The sequence below is a fragment of the Nocardiopsis dassonvillei genome, assembly GCF_964273065.1.
Classification (GTDB): domain Bacteria; phylum Actinomycetota; class Actinomycetes; order Streptosporangiales; family Streptosporangiaceae; genus Nocardiopsis; species Nocardiopsis dassonvillei_B.
In genome coordinates this window covers 1751361-1769511 of record NZ_OZ186815.1, presented here as the reverse complement: position 1 = coordinate 1769511, position 18151 = coordinate 1751361, and the positions used below count along the sequence as shown (strand labels likewise).

Here is an 18151-nt window from a genome sequence, read left to right as displayed (position 1 = left end):
GGAACCGGCAGTGCGAGGGGGAACGATGGCGGGGCGGTACGGCGCGGGGCACGGCGGGCGCGGCGGCCACGGGGGCCGGGGCGGCGGGCGCGGCGGCCGGGCCGGGGGGCGCGAGCCCGAGCCCATCACCGGGGTGCGCGACGAGGAGCGGCTCTCCAAGGAGCTGCTGCGCATGGACGGCGACTCCTACGGGCGGTACAGGTCACTCAGGGGGGACTGGGACTTCGGCGACTTCACCCTGACCGTCCAGCGGGTGCAGGCCGACCCGTTCGCGCCGGCCTCGCGGATCCTGGTCTCCCTCCCCGACGCCGGCATCCCCGAGGACGCCTGGGCCGACCCCGTGCGGCGCCGGGCCACCGCCGACTTCCTCGGCCGGCGCGCCGGGCGGCTGCTGCGCCGCTCGCTGCTGCGCATCGACACCGGCGGCCAGGAGGTGCTGGAGCGCTCCTCCTGCCGGGTCACCGAGGGCGGCGGACTGGAGCTGCGTATCGGCATCGACCTGCCCGGCCGCGGCCGCCGGATCGACGGCCGGGCCGCCGAGCGGGAGCTCTGCGAAACCCTGCCCGGACTGGTGGACGACCTCTACTGGGAGGCGGTCGACCGGGACGCCGCGCGCGCCTTCGCCGACAGCGTGGCCGACACGGTCGCCCTGCGCTCCCGGCTGGAGGAGCTGGGGCTGGTCGCCTTCGTCGCCGACGGGGCGGTCCTGCCGCGGCGCAGCGGGGTCAGCGACGAGCCCATGGCCGAGGGCGCGGTGCCCTTCACCTCGCCGGAGAGCCTGCGCGTGTCGGTGGACCTGCCGCACCGGGGCGCGGTCACCGGCATGGGCGTCCCCGAGGGCGTGGTCCTCATCGTGGGCGGCGGCTTCCACGGCAAGTCCACCCTGCTGCACGCCCTGGAGCGGGGCGTCTACGACCACGTGCCCGGCGACGGGCGCGAACTCGTGGTCACCCGCGCCGACGCGGTCAAGATCCGCGCGGAGGAGGGCCGCCGGGTGGAGCGGGTCGACGTCGGCTCCTTCGTGCGCAACCTGCCCACCGGCGCCGACACCGCGGACTTTCGCACCGACAACGCCTCGGGCTCCACCTCGCAGGCCGCCAACATCTGCGAGGCCCTGGAGGCCGGGTCGCGCACCCTGCTGGTGGACGAGGACTCCACCGCCACCAACCTGATGATCCGCGACGAGCGCATGCAGGCCCTGGTGCACGGCGACCGCGAGCCCCTCATCCCGTTCGTCGACCTGGTGCGGCCGCTGCACCGCGACCACGGGGTCTCCACGGTGCTGGTCATGGGGGGCAGCGGCGACTACTTCGACGTCGCCGACCACGTGGTCATGATGGACGCCTACCACCCCCACGACGTCTCCGGGCGCGCCCGCGAGCTGGCCAGGGAGCGGACGGACGCGGTGTTCACCGCCCCGCGCGCCCGCCTCGTCGACCCGCGGTCGGTCGACCCCTCCGACGCCCGCGGCCGGTCCCGGATCAAGCGCCGGGACATGGACGTCCTGGTGTTCGGCGACGACGACGTCGACGTGCGCTCCATCGAGCAGTTCGTCGACCCGGGGCAGATCATCGGCGCCGGGCTGGCCCTGCGCGCCCTGGGCCTGCGGGACCGCACGGTCGCCGAGGCCCTGGACGCCCTGGAGGCGGAGCTGGCCGAACGCGGGGTCATCGCCCTGGGCGCGGACTTCGGCGGCGACTACGCGCTGCCGCGGCGGCAGGAGGTCGCCGCGGTCCTCAACCGGCTGCGCTCCCTGCGGGTCCTCGAACAGCGGCGGTGAACACGGGTCGGTAAGGTGGAATATCAGGGCGAACGGTCCGGAAGGCGACCGGGAACACGGCGGAGCCGGTCGGCGTTGGACTGCCACGCGGCCCCCTGACACCCCGAGCTACGTGGAGACGAGAACCCGGTGCGCAATCCAGCAGATCTGTACGAAATCCGACCCGGTTTCGACGATGTCGCCGGCCTGGCGATGCTCGTCTGCCTGGACGGCTTCGTCGATGCCGGCAACGTGGGAAAACAGGCGGTCGAGGAGCTGTTCGCCCGCTTCGAGGCGGAGGAGCTGGCCGTCTTCGACGTCGACCGCCTCGTCGACTACCGGGCCCGCCGCCCGCCCATGACGTTCGTCGAGAACACGTGGACGGAGTACCGGGGGCCCGAGCTCGCCCTCTACCGCCTGCGCGACGCCGAGGGCAACCCGTTCCTGGTCCTGCGCGGACCGGAACCGGACCGCGAGTGGGAGACCTTCACCGCCGCGGTCGTCGGCCTGGTGGAGCGCCTGTCGGTGACGCTCTCCCTGAGCGTCCACGGCATCCCCATGGCGGTGCCGCACACCCGGCCGGTCACGGTGACCCCGCACTCCACCCGTCCCGAGCTCGTCGAGGGGCACACCCCCTGGATCGGGCGGGTCGAGGTCCCCGGCAGCGCGGTGTCGCTGCTGGAGTTCCGGCTGGGCGAGGCGGGGCACGACTTCGTCGGCTTCGCCGTCCACGTGCCCAGCTACCTGGCCCAGTCGACCTACCCGCGTGCGGCGCTGGCCGCCCTGCGGTACCTCGCCGACGCCACCGGGCTGTCCCTGCCCACGACGGGCCTGGAGGAGATCGCCCAGGCCACGGACGTGGAGATCGCCGAGCAGGTGGGCGCCTCGGAGGAGGTCCAGCGCATCGTCATCAACCTGGAGCGCCAGTACGACGACATCATGTCCGCGCGGACCGACCCGGAGGACCGCCCGGTGCTCCCGCTCGCCGACGACGAGACGGCCCTGCCCACCGCCGACGAGCTCGGCGCGGAACTCGAACGCTTTCTCGCCGAGCGCGAGAGCGATGGAAACGGTTAAATAAACACGTGTTCTACCAGATCCTCTTCAGCTCGGTGCTGCGCCACCTGGACGCCGAGACGATCCACAAGGTGAGCTTCGGCGCCCTGCGCTGCGCCGCCGCCGTGCCCGGCGTCGCCGCGGCGGCCGAACGGGTGCTGGGCCCGCGCGAGCCCGAGCTGACCGTGCACGCCCTGGGACGCGAGTTCCCCGGCCCGCTGGGGCTGGCGGCCGGCTTCGACAAGAACGCCGAGGGCCCCCGGGCCCTGGCCGCGCTCGGCTTCGGGTTCGTCGAGATCGGCACGGTCACCGCCCAGCCGCAGCCGGGCAACCCCCGGCCGCGACTGACCCGCCTGGTCGGGGACCGCGCGATCGTCAACCGGATGGGCTTCAACAACGAGGGGTCGGCGCTGGTCGCCGAGCGCCTGCACCACCGGCGGGGGAGGCCCGGTCCGATCCTGGGCATCAACATCGGCAAGACCAAGGTCACGCCGGAGGCCGAGGCCGAGGGCGACTACGCGCTCAGCGCCCGGAGGCTGGCCCCCTACGCCGACTACATGGTCGTCAACGTCAGCTCCCCCAACACGCCGGGGCTGCGCGACCTGCAGAGCGTGGAACGGCTGCGGCCGATCCTGTCGGCCGTGCGCGACGCCCTGGCCGAGGCCGGGCGCCCGGAGCTGCCGCTGCTGGTCAAGATCGCCCCGGACCTGGCCGACGAGGACGTCGACGCGGTCGCCGACCTGGCCCTGGAACTGGGGCTGGACGGCGTCATCGCCACCAACACCACCATCTCCCGCGAGGGCCTGGCCTCCTCCGCCGAGGAGGTCGGGGCGGCCGGGGGCGGCGGCCTGTCCGGCGCGCCCCTGAAGGAGCGCTCCCTGGCGGTGCTGCGCCGCCTGCGCGCCCGGGTCGGCGACCGGGTCACCCTGATCGCGGTGGGCGGTATCGACACGCCCGAGGACGCCTGGGCCCGTATCCGCGCCGGGGCGACCCTCGTCCAGGGCTACACCGGATTGATCTACGGCGGACCGCTGTGGCCCCGCCGTATCCACCGCGGCCTGGCCCGCCTGGTCCGCGCCGCCGGATACGCCTCGATCGCCGAGGCCGTCGGCTCCGAGGTCCCGGACACCGCGGACGCCGCCGAGACCGCCACCGCCTGACCCGCACCGCACGCGCCGCCGACGGCCCGGCCCGGGGCACCGCCCCTGGAGCGGGCCGTCGGCGTTCCCGCCGCTACGCTCGGCCCATGACCGCACCGCGCTTCGTCCTCCTCGACCCCGACGGGCTCCTGGGACAGGACTGGCTGTACGTGGTCGTGCGGGCGCCGACCGGGGTCCACTACCAGCAGCAGTACGGCGGCACCGCCTGCCGCCAGGGGAGCGCGGAGGGTTTCCTGGTGCCGGTGCACGGCCCCGACGCGCTCGGCCTGCTCAGGGGGCTCTTCGAACGCGACCTGCGCGGCGCGGGCACGTGGGGCCGCCCCCTGCGGCGGGCGCACCGCGACCGGGTGGACGCCGCCCTCGCGGAGGTCGTCTACTGGGCCTGCGACGGCACCGACGAGCGCCCCCACCCCTTGGCGCTGGACGAGGACTCCCTCGGCGAACTCGACGAGGCGTGGATACCGGTGCGCACCCCGGACGGTCCCGGGGTGCTGGTGTGGTGCAACTCCGACTGACCGCCGCCCGCGTCCCCGCGGACCGGTTCAGGCCGTCCCCGGGGACGCGGGCCGTCCGGTGTGCTACCAGCTGCCGTCCCAGTCCGGGGGGTAGGTGTCGCCGGGCTCGGGGTCGAGGAGCCGGGAGGCGGTCACGAACACGTAGCCCTTCTCGCGCAGCCGCTCGATGATCTCCGGGACCGCCGCGATCGTCGGGGGCAGCGGGTCGTGCAGCAGGACCACCCCGCCCGGCTCCACCAGGTCCACCACCCGGTCCGCGACCGTGTCCCGGTCGGTCCCGGTCCAGTCCTCGCTGTCGACCGTCCACAGCACCTCGGCGAGCTCCTGCCGGGCCAGTTCCGCCTTGAGGTCCCCGTCGGTGGCCCCGAAGGGCGGGCGGAACAGCTCCACGGTGTACCCGGTCTGGCGGCGGACCGCCGCACTCACCATCGCCACCTGGGCGGGCACCTCCTCCGGCGCGAAGTGGTCCGGGATGTGCTCGTGCAGGTCGCCGTGGTTGGCCGGCTCGTGCCCCTCGGCGTACATCCGCCGGACGAGCCAGGGCCGGGTCAGCAGGGGGTCGCCGTTGAGGAAGAACGTCGCCGGCACCTCCTGCTCGGCGAGGACGTCCAGCAGGTGCGCGGTCTGCTCGGTCGGGCCGTCGTCGAAGGTCAGGGCCACGCACTTGACGCCCGGGTCGGCGCAGTCGACGTCGGGGCCGCGCCGGGCGACCACACCGGGGGGCGCCGGTGCGTCCCCCGGACCGGTGTCGGACCCGGGCACCGACAGCACCGGCTCCCGGGTGAGCGAGGCCCGCCGTGCCCGCTCACCCAGGTCCGACAGCAGCGGTTCGGCCTGCTCGGCACCGATGACCGCGGTGATCCGGCCCGGGGACGCGTCCGGCGGGTGGCCCTCGACGACCGGTGACAGGTGGCCGTCGTCGAACTCCACCACCAGGTCGCCGTCGGCGTTGAACCCGATCGAGTCGTAGGTGCGCATGATCGGGAGCAGCCCCCTGCGGTCCACGTCCGGGTGGTCCTCCAGGGCCCTGCCCACCAGGCCGTTCAGCTCGACCAGGGCCGCGTCGTCGGCCAGGAGCTCCGTGGCGTACCCGGTGTGCCCGGTCGCCACGTCGTACCAGTGGGTCGCGTACGCCCGGCGTATCCCGTGCAGGTCCTCCTCGGTGCTCACCAGGCGCACGCCCAGCACGCCCTCGCCGGCGGCCACGACCTGCCAGGCGATGTCCAGGCCGACCGGCTCCCGGCTCGCCCCGCGGAAGTCCATGACCTCCTGGTCGATCCGCGCGTGCAGGGCGTCGGAGAAACCCCCGGCGCCCGGGAACTCCGGGTGGGCGACGGAGATATCCACGTCCTCGGGAAGGTGAGGGTGGCCTGGGAAGTCGTCCCCCTCGCCGCTCCACTCGGTCACCGGGTCCCCGGGGCCGTCGACCAGCACCGTCATGAGCTCCGGGTCGGCTTCGGCCGGGGCGGCCGCCGGAGGGTTCTCGCACCCCGCCAGCGGCAGCGCCACCGCCACGGCGGCCCCCGCCCCCAGCAGCCGGAGTGGGTGTCCCCTCCACCGGGGCGGGGCCTGCTTCGGACGCGTGCGGGTCGACGAGAACACCGGACTCCCTTATCCAGAACGTGTGCACCGGGTCGCTGGGTGCAACATAAGGGACTGCGGCGGGCCCGCCGTGGGGCTGACCACATGTGGTCAGCCCCACGGCGGGCCCGCGGGATCCGTCCTGCTGTCCGGGCCGGCGGGCCCGCTACCCGGTGCCGGCCCCGGCGTCCCCGGAGGGCGTCTCCGCGGGCGGTTCGTCGGGCGCACCGTCGATGTAGCGCTCGCCGGGCTCGGTGTCGCCCAGCAGCTGCGACACGGTCACCATCGTGTAGCCCGCGGCGTCCAGCTCCGCGATGATCCGCCGGGAGGCGGCGATGGTCGTGGGGTGGATGTCGTGCATGAGGATGATCGCCCCGTCCGAGGCGCCCGCGATCGCCCGGTCCGCGACCACCGAGGGGTCGCGGTCCTTCCAGTCGTTGGTGTCGATGCTCCACAGGACCTGGGCCAGGCCCATGTCCCGGGTCACCGCCGCGACGTTGTCGTTGGTCGACCCGTACGGGGGGCGCATGAGGTCCATGGTGTAGCCGGTCTCCCGGTACACCAGGGCCTGCACGGTGTTCAGGTTCGCGTGGACCCCGTCGGGGCCCAGTCCGGCCAGGTCGGGGTGGTCCAGGGTGTGGTTGGCGATCTCGTGGCCCTCGGCGTAGGCGCGCCGCACGGTGTGCAGGTGCTCCATCACCGGCAGCCCGGTGACGAAGAACGTCGCCTTGGCGTCGTGGTCGGCGAGCATGTCCAGCAGCTCCGGAGTGCCTCCGCCGGGGCCGTCGTCGTAGGTCAGGGCCACGCACCTGACCTCGGGGTCGGCGCAGTCCACGGAGTCGTCCACGGGGGGGAGGATGCCCGGCACCGGCTCGTCCGCGCCGCCGCCGGAGCCCTCCCGGGGCGCTGCGCCGATGGAGAACTCCTCCACCCCCGTGGTGGCCGCGCGCAGCGCCCGCCGCCCGAAGTCCGACAGCAGCGGCTCGGCCTCGGCGCGCTCCACGACCGCGGTCAGCGGCCCGGCCTCGGGCGCGGCGACCTGCCCGGCGTCGAACTCCACCACCAGGTCGCCGTCGGGGTTGAACCCGACCGAGTCGTACAGCGCCGCCACCGGCAGCACCGTCCCCGGCACGGCGGAGTCGCCGAGCCGGTCGCGCACCAGGGTGTTGAGGGCGGCCAGCTCGCTCTGCCCGGCCAGCAGCGACTGCGACCCCCGGGTGACGCCGTCGCCGGTGTCGTACCAGTAGGTGGCGTGGGTCTCCTTCTCCCCCTCGGAGTCGGTCTCGGCCGCCGTCATGCGCACGCCGACCAGTCCGTCGGAGGCGGCGGTGACGTTCCACCCCGCCCGGTAGGACTCGGCCCCCGGGTTGGCGGCGTCGAACGCCTCCACCTCGGCGGCGAGCCGCTCGCGCAGGAAACCGGTGAGCGGCTCGGCGTTGGGCAGCACCGGGAAGACCACCTCGGTGGTGACCCCGCCGTACTCCACGGCCTCCTCCTCCACGCCGCTCAGGGCGGCGGCGTCCACCACGGTCAGCGCGTCCGGCTCGCCGGCGGCGGGCAGGCGCTGCTCCACGGCGTCGGCGATGCCGTGCGCGACGCCGCCGACCGGACCCGCGCCCAGCGTTTCCGGTGGTCGCACCGACAACAGCACCATGCCGGCCAGGACCACGAGGGCCACTCCCGCCGTGATCACGGGGTGATCGGGGGCCATGGCGGTTCGGGGCAGCTTGTTCACCAGGGGTTCTCCGCGTCCATCTCGCAGACGAACGTGCACGGGGCCAGCGGGGAACACCGCCGTGCGACGTCTTCATCGGGTGTGACGCCGCCCACGGGCGGAGGGTTCGGGCTCCGGGGCGGCGAAGGGCACAAGGGGGCATGCCAGGGGTCAGGGGCGAAGGGGGCCTCCCTATACTTGCAGCCGTGGAAGGTACGCGCGCCATTTCCGCGTCCGGGGCGATCCCGTGTCGGCGGCGCGCGTCGCAAGAGGGAACCCGGTGCGAATCCGGGACTGCCCCGCAGCGGTGTACGGGAACGACCTCCGCCATGAAGCACTGGTGAAACGACCGGAAGGGTCGGGAGCCGGGAAGCGGCGGACACTAGGAGATCGGTGTCACCACCGGTCGCGCCCGTGAGTCCGAAGACCTGCCTCCGCCCGGCGGCGCACCCGTGCCGCCGGTGGTCCCGCGCCCCGAGGGAGGGCCGAGGGCGGCACCCGAGGGCGCCCGTCGCACGGCGTCCCCCCGGCGTGCCCCTCGTCGATCCCCGCGGCCGGTACCGGGCTTTCGACGAGGGAGAGAAGCTTCATGACCACCGACCCCCGGCCCACCGTGCGCTCCACGGTGCACGGCTACCCGCGCATCGGACCCGACCGCGAGCTCAAGCGCGCCGAAGAGTCCTACTGGAGGGGCGCCACCTCCGCCGCCGACCTGGAGAGGGTCGCCGCCGGCCTGCGCCTGGACACCTACGCCAGGCTGCGCGCCGCGGGGATCGACGAGATCCCCTCCAACACGTTCTCCTACTACGACCAGGTGCTGGACACCGCCGTCCTGTTCGGCCTCGTCCCGCCCCGGTTCGAGGACCCGGCCGCGGCCGCCGACGCCGACGGGCGGCTGAGCCGCTACTTCGCCCTGGCCCGCGGAGTCCAGGGGGCGCCGCCCCTGGAGATGACCAAGTGGTTCGACACCAACTACCACTACCTGGTCCCCGAGCTGTCGCCGGACACGCGGCCCCGCGCCGTCGGCGACAAGCCCGTCGCCGAGTTCCGGGAGGCCCTGGCCGCCGGATACCGCACCCGCCCGGTGCTGGTCGGCCCGCTCACCTTCCTGCTGCTGTCCAAGGCCGCCGACGGTGCGCCGCGGGGCTGGTCGCCGCTCTCGCTGCTCGACGACCTGCTGGACGCCTACGCCTCCGTGCTCGCCGACCTGCGCGCCGCCGGCGCCGAGCAGGTGCAGCTGGACGAGCCCGTGCTGGCCACCGACGAGGGCCGGGCCGCCCTGGCCCACCTGGAGCGCGCCTACACCCGCCTGGGCGGGATCACCGACCGCCCGGAGATCCTGGTCTCCACCTACTTCGGCTCCATCGGGGCCGACGCCCTGCGCGTCCTCAAGGAGTCCCCGGTCGAGGCCGTCGGCCTGGACCTGGTCACCGACGACGAGGGCATCGCCGACCTGACGGCGGTCTCCGGCCTGGGCGCCACCCGCCTGGTCGCGGGCGTGGTGGAGGGCCGCAACGTCTGGCGCACCGACATCCCGTCCGCCGCCGCCACCCTGGGCACCCTCCTGGGGCTGGCCGACGGGATCACCGTGAGCACCTCCTGCTCTCTGCTGCACGTGCCCGTCGACCTGGACGCCGAGACCTCCCTGGCGCCCGGGCTGCGGGCGGCCCTGGCCTTCGCCGAGCAGAAGACCCGCGAGGTCGCCCTGCTGGCCCGGATGCTGTCGCAGGGCACCGGGGACGGCGGCGACGCCGACCCGGCCCCGGTCGGCACGGCGTTCGCGGACGCGCGCGTGCGCGCCCGCCTGGATGCCCTGGGCCCGGACGCCTACGAGCGCCCGCAGGAGCGCGGCGCCCCCACCGACCTGGCGCTCACCACGACCACCATCGGGTCGTTCCCGCAGACCGCCGAGCTGCGCCGGGCCCGCGCCGCGCACCGCCGCGGCGAGCTGGGCGAACAGGAGTACAAGGCGGTCCTGCGCGCCGAGATCGACCGGGTCATCGCACTCCAGGAGGACATCGGCCTGGACGTCCTCGTCCACGGCGAGCCCGAGCGCAACGACATGGTCCAGTACTTCGCCGAGCGGCTCCGGGGCTACGCCGCCACCGAGAACGGCTGGGTGCAGTCCTACGGCTCCCGGTGCGTGCGCCCGCCGATCCTCTTCGGCGACGTCTCGCGCCCCGAGCCGATGACGGTGGAGTGGATCACCTACGCCCAGTCGCGCACGCAGAAGCCGGTCAAGGGCATGCTCACCGGCCCGGTGACCATGCTCGCCTGGTCGTTCGTCCGCACGGACCAGCCGCCGGCCGAGACCGCCCGCCAGGTGGCCCTGGCCCTGCGCGACGAGGTCGCCGACCTGGAGAGGGCCGGGATCCGCCACATCCAGGTCGACGAGGCGGCGCTGCGCGAGCTGCTGCCGCTGCGCGAGGAGAAGCGTGGGGAGTACCTGGACTGGGCCGTGGGCGCGTTCCGCCTGGCGACCTCGGGCGTCTCGCCGTCGACGACCGTGCACACGCACATGTGCTACTCCGAGTTCGGCCTGATCGTCGACGGCATCGAGGCGCTGGACGCCGACGTGACCAGCGTCGAGGCGGCCCGCTCGCGCATGGAGCTGGTGGAGGACCTGGGCCGCCGCGGTCACAGGCGGGGCATCGGTCCGGGCGTGTACGACATCCACTCCCCGCGGGTGCCGTCGGTGGAGGAGATCGAGGCGTCCCTGCGCCTGGCGGTGTCGCACATCGACGCCGGGGCGCTGTGGGTCAATCCGGACTGCGGCCTGAAGACCCGCGGCTACGAGGAGGTCGAGCAGGCCCTGCGCAACATGGTCGAGGCCGCCCGCCGGGTCCGCGCGGACCTGTAGGCGCCCCGGGACGGGGGAGGGGGGCCGCGGCGGTGTCGCCGCGGCCCCCCTGTCCTCCGGGTGTCCGGTGGGTCCGGATCAGGCGGAGCCGAGCAGGGCCAGCGCGTCCTCGCCGGCCATGATCATGGTCTGCTCGATGTCGTCGGGGAGCGTGAACTTCTCGACGTCGGCGTCCGAGGCGTCGAACGACGGGCTCATCGTGTACGTGACCTCGATGTTGACGTTCCCCGAGCGGATCAGCACGGCGGCCTTGGGGACGAGCTGGCCGAGGAAGTCGTACTTCGTGGTGATGAAGACGGCCTCGTCGCCCAGGGAGACCTCCTTGTCCTGGTCCAGGTGGTCGGCGTCGTACAGGGAGTACGAACCCTGGCCGCGGAAGCTGATCAGCGAGTCCTGGAACTCGGACTTGGCGCCCTCGATGGAGTCCGAGCCGGCGTAGGGGGTCTGGTAGGTCAGGTCGTAGGTGCCGAACATGCTGTCCGGGTTGCCCGCGGGCGGAGCGCCGCTGATGTCGGAGCAGGAGGACCGGTTGTCGCTGTTGCTCTTGGAGCCGTCCTGGTCCAGGAGCAGGGCCTCGGCCACACGCTCGGTCAGGGCGTCGCAGGGCTCGGTGGGCAGCGCGTAGGGGGGCTCGCCCGCCGCACCGCCGCCGCCCGCGGGCTCCTCGACCGGCTCCTCCACGGGTTCTTCGACGGGGTCGCCGGTCTCCGCGCTGGTCTCGGGGGAGGCGATGGTGCCGCCGCCCGGCTCCTCACGGTTGGTGGCGAGCATGATGATGAGCGCGACCACCAGGACGACGATCACCGCGCCGCCGCCGATGACCACCCACAGGGCGGCCTTGCCGCCGCTCTTGGGCTGCTGCGGCGGCGGGTAGCCGCCGGGGGGGCCGTAGGCGGGCTGGCCGCCCGTGTACGCGCCATGGGGGGCGTAGCCCGGCTGGCCGCCCGTGTGGGGGTCGCCGTAGGGACCGCCCGGCGGGCCGTAGGGAGGCTGGCCTCCCGAGCCGTCACCGCCGTACGGGTTCTGCGGTGGCTGGTTGTAAGGTCCGTTTTCGCTCATGGCTCCCCTCGCCCGGATGATGTGTTGACGTGTTGTCTGGGACGCGTGTCGGCGCCTGTGGGTTCGTGTGACTTTCCGAAGTCGGGCCGAAAAGGACGCCGAGGGCGTTCACACGGGCAGGGCGCGCCTCCCGTGGCCACCGAACCGCGGGCGAGGACGGGAGAGTGGGGGTGGGGCGGGGCCCTGGTGTCTCCGGGTGGCCCCGGGCTGGTGCGCCGGGGCGGCCGGCGGTTCTGCCGCCGACCGGGACGTGAGCATCCTATTCGCCGCACCCCCGGGCCCGGCAGGCCGGGGTGGGGATGCGTGAGCGAATCGTCACTGTTTCGTGTCGATCGCGTGCACCGTTCGTTTCCGGACGTCCAGGGTGTGGGACGGGGCCGTCCCGGAGCCGGGGGCGGATCAGAACATCGAGATGTGGACGTGGTCGAAGTGGTTCTCGGTGATGCTGCCGCGGTCGGCCATCGCGCGCCAGCCGGTGTCGCCGCGCCGGACGTCCCAGATCTGCTGGCGGTAGATGACGTACATGATCCCGAGGCGGTCGGCGTTCTCGCGGGCCCACTCGGCGATCGCCCAGCCGCGGTCGATCTGGTCCTGCGAGGGCATCTGCCCGTTGCCGTTCACCATGAAGTCGCAGGCCCGGCCCTTGGGGTGCTCGCCGACGACCCAGCCGCCGACCGCCCGGTAGCAGCCCACACCGCCGACCTCGCGGCCCTCGCCGAACTCCTCGATGACCAGTTCGCGCATCTGCTCGGTGCGCGGGGTGATGTTGTACGGGCCGCCCATCGGCTGGTTCGGGTGGTCCGCGATCAGCTCCTGGACCTCGGCGCGCCGGTCCTCCAGGACCTCCAGGTCGGCCTCGGCCTCGGCCAGGGTCGTCTCGGCCGCCTCCTGGGCCTTCTCGTCGCGCTCCAGCGCCTGCTCCAGCTCGGCGATCTTGTCCTGGTTGCTCGTCGCCAGGTAGTCGATCGCCACGGCCCGGTCGATGATCTGGTCGGGATCGGCGTCGACGAACAGGGACATGGCCGGATCGATGCCGTTGCCGGTGTAGGAGGCGTACGCCAGGGTGCGGACCTGCTCCTTGGCGGCCAGGGCCTCCTCGGCGGTCTTCTCGGCCCGCTCGGTGGCGCGCTCGGCCTCCTGGATGACGCCCTCCATGTCGCGGAGCTCGCCGTTGTACTCCTCGCCGAGGTCCTCGGCGCGCTGGCGCAGGGTCTCCATGGGCTCCGGCTCCATGGGCAGCGCCAGGGCTGGGGCCTGGGGCAGGGCGACGAGCGACGCCCCCAGGGCGACGGCGACGGCGATCACGCGCGCCCGGCCCGCGCGGCGGCGCCGGGGGAGGGCGGACACGAGGTCCGACAGCGTCTCGCGCCAGGTCGCGGCCGCGGGGTCGGGAGCCCAGAAGTCGGCGAACTCGTCCACTCGGCTCGGATCATCGGGGTGCACGGTGTGGTCGCTCCTCGGGCCCGCGCGCGCCCGGACACGGGGCGGGACGGGCACTGCTTCTTGTCGGTGGTTCCCGGTCGGGTCCGCCTCCCGCGCACGGGGAGGGGGCGACGGAGTGCCGCCGGGGACCGGGAGGCCCGACCATCGCGCACGGCGCGGGGCGATGGTAACGGGACGGTCATGAGTGTAGGCACTCCCGGGGCCATACGGGAGAGATCGGCTCTTTTCAGATCCGACAAATAGTGTGATGTGGCACAGATAACCCGGCCCGGGGATGTGATTTCGGTGAACCGACCCGCCGTCCCGTGGTTGAGTGGGGAGCGTGAAGGCTTCTGGACGGCTCCCGGAGAAACCCGCCGCCACCTGGACGGACACCCCCGCGCGGTGTCGCGGGTGCTGTTGTCGCGCGTCCGCCTGACCTCCGCCTCCTCGCCGCCCGCGGCCGACCGGAACCGGTCGCGCGGTAATTTCCGAGGATTCCCGCGCCCCGACCGCCGCACCGCCCCTCCCGGCGCGTCGCCTCCACCCGGTCCGGGGCCGCTCCGTACGCTCTGACGTGGGCGTCGTTCCCACGTCGAGTCCCCCGCGCCCGTACGCCGACCACCGGGCGCCCTGACCAACGTCGATGGGAAGACCGTGATTGACGCAGTGGGCCTGCACAAGGTCTACAGGTTGAAGAAACACCGGGTGACCGCGCTGAACGGCGTCGACCTGCACGTCGAGCCCGGCGAGATCTTCGGTGTCGTGGGCCAGAGCGGCGCGGGCAAGAGCACCCTGCTCCGGTCCGTCAACCTCCTGGAGCGCCCCGACACCGGGACCGTCACCGTCGACGGCGAGCGGCTCACCGACCTGGGCGGGCAGCGGCTGCGCACCGCCCGCCGCGGCATCGGCATGGTCCACCAGCACTTCGCCCTGCTCTCCTCGCGCACCGTCGCGGGCAACGTCGGCTTCCCCCTGGAGGTCGCCGGGGTCGGCCGCGCCGAGCGCCGCGCCCGCGTGGGCGAACTCCTGGAGCTGGTCGGCCTGGGCGACAAGGCCCGCGCCTACCCGTCCCAGCTCTCCGGTGGCCAGAAGCAGCGCGTGGGCATCGCCCGTGCCCTGGCCTCCCGCCCCAAGGTGCTGCTGAGCGACGAGGCCACCTCCGCGCTGGACCCGGCCACCACCGACTCGATCCTGTCCCTGCTGCGGCGCCTGCGCGACGAGCTGGGGCTGACGATCCTGCTGATCACCCACGAGATGGACGTGATCAAGAAGATCTGCGACTCCGCCGCGATCATGGAGAACGGCGGCTTCCTCGAGGCCGGCCGGGTCCTCGACCTCATCGGCACCCCGGGGTCGCTGCTGGCCCGCTCGCTCTTCCCGCTGCCCGACCTCGCCGGCCCCGACACGGTCGTCGTGACCTACCCCCGCTCGTTCGACGAGCCCCTCATGTCCGAGCTCACCCGCCGCTTCGACGTGGACGTCAACATCCTCGGCGGCGGCGTCGAGCGGGTCGCGGGCCAGTCCGTGGGCCGCCTGGGCGTGGACGTCCGCGGCGCCCGCCGGGCCGAGGCCCTGGCCTACCTGTCCGAGCACGGCCTACTGGTCGAGGAGGCCGGAAAGTGATCGCCCAGACCGCCGACATCCTGTCCCTGGCCGCGGACACCGGCGCCGCCGGGCCGTGGGAGGCCGTGCTCGCCTTCCTCCGGGACTGGCCGGACATGTGGCCCGCCCTGTGGCTGGCCACGCTGGACACCGTCTACATGGTGCTGTGGGCGACCGTCTTCAGCATCCTGGTGGGCCTGCCCCTGGGCGTGCTGCTGATCACCACCGACCGCGGCGGCCTCACCCCCGCGCCCGCGGTGCGCGCCGTGCTCAGCGCCGTCGTCAACATCGGCCGCTCACTGCCCTTCATCGTCCTGATGGTGGCGGTGCTCTCCCTGACCCGCTTCCTGGTCGGCACCACCCTGGGCCCCACGGCGGCGATCGTCCCCCTGAGCATCGGCGCGATCCCCTTCTTCGCGCGGCTGGTGGAGACCTCCCTGCGCGAGGTCGACCGCGAGGTCGTCGAGGCCGCGCACGCCATGGGCACCCCCAAGCTCACGATCGTCGGCAAGGTGATGCTGCCCGAGGCGCTTCCCGGCCTCATCGCGGGCCTGGTGATGACCGTGGTCGCGCTCATCTCCTACTCGGCGATGGCCGGCGCGATCGGCGGCGGAGGCCTGGGCGACCTGGCCATCCGCGAGGGGTACCAGCGCTTCAACGACCACTACCTGTGGGCCACCGTCATCCTGCTCGTCGTCATCGTGCAGGCGGCGCAGAGCCTGGGCGACCTGCTGGTGCGCAGGCTCACCCGGCGCTGACCCGGAGCCCCCACCCCCGCCCCCACCCCCGGAAGTTGTCCGACCCGTCTGGATTGGAGATGCGATGACCGGAGAGAGGGCAGGGGCGCCGTGGGGGCGCGTACTGCGCGGGGCCGGGGCGGCGGCGCTCGCCGCGGCCGTGCTGGCGGCCTGCGGCAGTCCCAGCGAGCGGGCGGGGGAGGGGACCGGCGACGACGGGCTGACCGCCCTGCGCGTCGGCGCCACCCCCACCCCGCACGCCGAGATCCTGCAGTTCGTCGACGAGAACCTGGCCGCGGACGCGGGGCTGCGCCTGGAGATCGTCGAGTACACCGACTACAACCAGCCCAACGCCGCCCTGGCCGAGGGTGAGCTGGACGCCAACTACTACCAGACGGTGCCGTTCCTGGAGGAGTACCTGGCGGGCAACTCCGGCGCCGACCTGAGCTACGTCTCCGACGTGCACCTGGAGGCGTTCGGCATCTACTCCGAGGAGGTCACCGACCTGGCCGACCTGCCGGAGGGGGCCGAGATCGGGGTGCCCAACGACACCTCGAACATGGGCCGGGCCCTGCACCTGCTGGCCGACGCCGGCGTGATCACCCTGGCCGACGACGTCGAGGGCCCGCCCACGGTGGACGACATCGAGGACGACCCGAAGAACATCACCGTCACCCCGGTGGAGGCGGCCCAGCTGCCGCGCTCGCTCCAGGACCTGGACGCGGCCGTGGTCAACGGCAACTACGCCCTCGAGGCGGACCTGCCCTCCACGGCCAACACGCTGGCCTGGGAGAGCACCGAGAACAACCCGTACGCCAACGGGCTGGTGGTGCGCTCCGAGGACGCCGGCGCCGAGGACATCGTGCGGCTGGACGAGCTGCTGCACAGCCCGCGGGTCCACGAGTTCATGGAGGAGCGCTGGCAGGGGATCGTCATCCCGGTCGGCGGCGGCGCGGACGAGCCCTCCGCCCCCGCGACACCGGAGTAGGGGCCTCCACGTGCGGGGCGCGGGTCCGACCCGCGCCCCGCACGCGTAACGGTTGTGTTTCGGGGCCGCTTTCGTCGATTGACACAAGGTGTCCGGTCTGCTTGTTTTATGGGAGCGCTCCCATACGCGATGTCCCCTCGTCATGGAAGGTGCGTACCGAACAAGTGAGCAATCACAGCGATTTCCCTGAGGGCTTCCTCTGGGGGGCGGCCACCGCCTCGTTCCAGATCGAAGGCGCCACCACCGCCGACGGCCGAGGCCGCAGCATCTGGGACACCTTCGCCGAGACCCCCGGCAAGGTCCTGGGCGGCGACACCGGCGATCCCGCCGACGACCACTACCACCGCTACGCCGAGGACGTCGCGCTCATGAGCCGGCTCAACCTGGGCGCCTACCGGTTCTCCATCGCCTGGCCGCGCATCCTCCCCCAGGGGAGCGGCGAGGTCAACCAGGCCGGGCTCGACTTCTACAACCGGCTGGTCGACACCCTGCTGGAGGCCGGGATCCAGCCCTGGGCCACCCTCTACCACTGGGACCTGCCCCAGACCCTGGAGGACGCCGGCGGCTGGCCCGCACGTGACACCGCGTACCGGTTCCAGGACTACGCCCGGATCGTGGCCGAGTCCCTCGGCGACCGGGTCACCAACTGGATGACCATCAACGAGCCCTGGTGCTCGGCCTTCCTCGGTTACGAGAACGGCCACCACGCGCCCGGCCACCGCGACCCCGCGGCGGCCCTGGCCGCCTCCCACCACCTGCTGCTCGGGCACGGCCTGGCCGCCGAGGCCATCCGCTCCACCGGCCACCCCTCCCGGGTGGGCCTGGCCCACAACCAGGCGGTCATCCGGCCCCACGGGCCCAGCGCCGCCGACGCCCGCTCCGCACGCCGGGCCGACGGAGTGCGCAACCGCATCTTCACCGACCCCCTGCTCAAGGGCCGCTACCCCGCCGACGTGCTGGAGGACCTGGCCTCCGTCAGCGACTTCTCCTTCATCGCCGACGGCGACCTGGAGATCACGTCGGCCCCGCTGGACTTCCTCGGGATCAACTACTACTCGCCCGAGTTCGTCGCCGCCTCCGCCAAGGGCCTGGACCCGGCGCTGGTCAGCGGCGAGGGCGGGGCCTGGCTCGGCGCCGAGCCCGAGGAGGTGCACGTCTCCCAGGGCCTTCCCGTCACCCACATGGGCTGGGAGATCGACCCCACCGGCCTGTACGACGTCCTGCTCCGCCTGAGCGGGGAGGCGGGCGGCATCGACCTGTACGTCACCGAGAACGGCTGCGCCTTCGAGGACACCGTCACCGAGGACGGCAGGGTCCACGACACCGACCGGCTCGACTACTACGAGGGCCACCTCAGGGCCGCCAAGGAGGCCATCCACGCGGGGGTGCCCCTGCGCGGCTACTTCGCCTGGTCGCTTCTGGATAATTTCGAGTGGGCGTGGGGATACTCCCGCCGGTTCGGGATCGTGCACGTCGACTACGACACGCAGGTGCGCACGGTCAAGGACAGCGGCGAGTGGTACTCCCGCCTGGCGGCCACGGGTCGGTTCCCGGAGCGCTAGAAAAGACAGGCCGCCCCTGGACGGGGCGGACGTTCGAGGCCGCCGCGGCCGGTGCCACCGGCCGCGGCGGCGTACGATTTTCCCAGAGGGAGCACGCGAAGTGGCCAAGAGCGGTGACGGTGGCGGTCGGCGG

13 protein-coding genes and 1 riboswitch are annotated in these 18151 nt (G+C 73.4%); of the genes, 9 read left to right on the top strand and 4 right to left on the bottom strand.

Translation table 11 applies throughout. The annotated features are described in order from the left end of the window. The first annotated feature begins 25 nt into the window (after positions 1-25). From ACSUPR_RS07980 to ACSUPR_RS07965, 4 genes are all read left to right on the top strand, one after another. On the top strand, positions 26-1780 hold the full coding sequence (locus ACSUPR_RS07980; protein ID WP_436890490.1) for an ABC-ATPase domain-containing protein: 1755 nt from the start codon (positions 26-28) through the stop codon (positions 1778-1780). A 129-nt stretch (positions 1781-1909) separates the two neighbouring features. Next, complete coding sequence (locus ACSUPR_RS07975; RefSeq protein WP_436890489.1) at positions 1910-2836, top strand: proteasome assembly chaperone family protein; 927 nt, start codon at positions 1910-1912, stop codon at positions 2834-2836. Positions 2837-2844: 8 nt separating this feature from the next. Continuing rightward, positions 2845-3975 (top strand): quinone-dependent dihydroorotate dehydrogenase, encoded by a 1131-nt coding sequence (locus tag ACSUPR_RS07970; protein WP_436890488.1) that lies wholly within the window; start codon positions 2845-2847, stop codon positions 3973-3975. A gap of 86 nt (positions 3976-4061) precedes the next feature. Then, positions 4062-4490 carry a DUF6210 family protein gene (locus ACSUPR_RS07965; protein ID WP_436890487.1) on the top strand — a complete coding sequence of 143 codons (429 nt, stop codon included), beginning with the start codon at positions 4062-4064 and terminating at the stop codon, positions 4488-4490. 63 nt (positions 4491-4553) lie between these two features. Here the strand turns inward: ACSUPR_RS07965 and ACSUPR_RS07960 are convergent, their stop codons facing one another. Both ACSUPR_RS07960 and ACSUPR_RS07955 read right to left on the bottom strand, forming a co-directional pair. Beyond that, on the bottom strand, positions 4554-6092 hold the full coding sequence (locus tag ACSUPR_RS07960) for a polysaccharide deacetylase family protein (RefSeq protein ID WP_436890486.1): 1539 nt from the start codon (positions 6090-6092) through the stop codon (positions 4554-4556). Between the two features lie 145 nt (positions 6093-6237). Then, positions 6238-7806 (bottom strand): polysaccharide deacetylase family protein, encoded by a 1569-nt coding sequence (locus ACSUPR_RS07955; RefSeq protein WP_436890485.1) that lies wholly within the window; start codon positions 7804-7806, stop codon positions 6238-6240. A gap of 249 nt (positions 7807-8055) precedes the next feature. Next, positions 8056-8215, top strand: a riboswitch (cobalamin riboswitch). A gap of 159 nt (positions 8216-8374) precedes the next feature. On the opposite strand from ACSUPR_RS07955, the gene metE reads away from it, so the two are divergent. Further along, entirely contained in the window at positions 8375-10645 is a 2271-nt protein-coding gene (gene metE, locus ACSUPR_RS07950) for a 5-methyltetrahydropteroyltriglutamate--homocysteine S-methyltransferase (RefSeq protein ID WP_436890484.1), read from the top strand. Positions 10646-10723: 78 nt separating this feature from the next. Here the strand turns inward: metE and ACSUPR_RS07945 are convergent, their stop codons facing one another. Together ACSUPR_RS07945 and ACSUPR_RS07940 are read right to left on the bottom strand one after the other, a co-directional pair. Beyond that, on the bottom strand, positions 10724-11704 hold the full coding sequence (locus ACSUPR_RS07945; protein ID WP_436890482.1) for a DUF3558 domain-containing protein: 981 nt from the start codon (positions 11702-11704) through the stop codon (positions 10724-10726). 399 nt (positions 11705-12103) lie between these two features. After that, a complete protein-coding gene (locus ACSUPR_RS07940; RefSeq protein ID WP_436890481.1) occupies positions 12104-13147 on the bottom strand; it encodes a coiled-coil domain-containing protein in 1044 nt (347 codons plus the stop codon). A 648-nt stretch (positions 13148-13795) separates the two neighbouring features. Here ACSUPR_RS07940 and ACSUPR_RS07935 point away from each other — a divergent pair. The 4 genes from ACSUPR_RS07935 to ACSUPR_RS07920 all read left to right on the top strand — a co-directional run bounded on the left by ACSUPR_RS07935 (position 13796) and on the right by ACSUPR_RS07920 (position 18018). Continuing rightward, entirely contained in the window at positions 13796-14752 is a 957-nt protein-coding gene (locus ACSUPR_RS07935) for a methionine ABC transporter ATP-binding protein (protein ID WP_436891921.1), read from the top strand. After that, entirely contained in the window at positions 14749-15489 is a 741-nt protein-coding gene (locus ACSUPR_RS07930; protein ID WP_436890480.1) for a methionine ABC transporter permease, read from the top strand. The genes ACSUPR_RS07935 and ACSUPR_RS07930 overlap by 4 nt, the downstream gene beginning before the upstream one ends. Positions 15490-15553: 64 nt before the next feature. Then, positions 15554-16456: a MetQ/NlpA family ABC transporter substrate-binding protein gene (locus ACSUPR_RS07925; protein ID WP_436890479.1), complete on the top strand. Its 903-nt coding sequence runs from the start codon at positions 15554-15556 to the stop codon at positions 16454-16456. Positions 16457-16620: 164 nt separating this feature from the next. Then, positions 16621-18018: a GH1 family beta-glucosidase gene (locus tag ACSUPR_RS07920; RefSeq protein ID WP_436890478.1), complete on the top strand. Its 1398-nt coding sequence runs from the start codon at positions 16621-16623 to the stop codon at positions 18016-18018. The last annotated feature ends 133 nt before the right edge of the window (positions 18019-18151 follow it).

Bases quoted from the DNA above. Each gene is read 5' to 3' on its own strand.
- ACSUPR_RS07945 (WP_436890482.1), bottom strand. From the start codon at position 11,704: ATGAGCGAAAACGGACCTTACAACCAGCCACCGCAGAACCCGTACGGC.
- metE (WP_436890484.1), top strand. From the start codon at position 8,375: ATGACCACCGACCCCCGGCCCACCGTGCGCTCCACGGTGCACGGCTAC.
- ACSUPR_RS07965 (WP_436890487.1), top strand. From the start codon at position 4,062: ATGACCGCACCGCGCTTCGTCCTCCTCGACCCCGACGGGCTCCTGGGA.
- ACSUPR_RS07980 (WP_436890490.1), top strand. From the start codon at position 26: ATGGCGGGGCGGTACGGCGCGGGGCACGGCGGGCGCGGCGGCCACGGG.
- ACSUPR_RS07925 (WP_436890479.1), top strand. From the start codon at position 15,554: ATGACCGGAGAGAGGGCAGGGGCGCCGTGGGGGCGCGTACTGCGCGGG.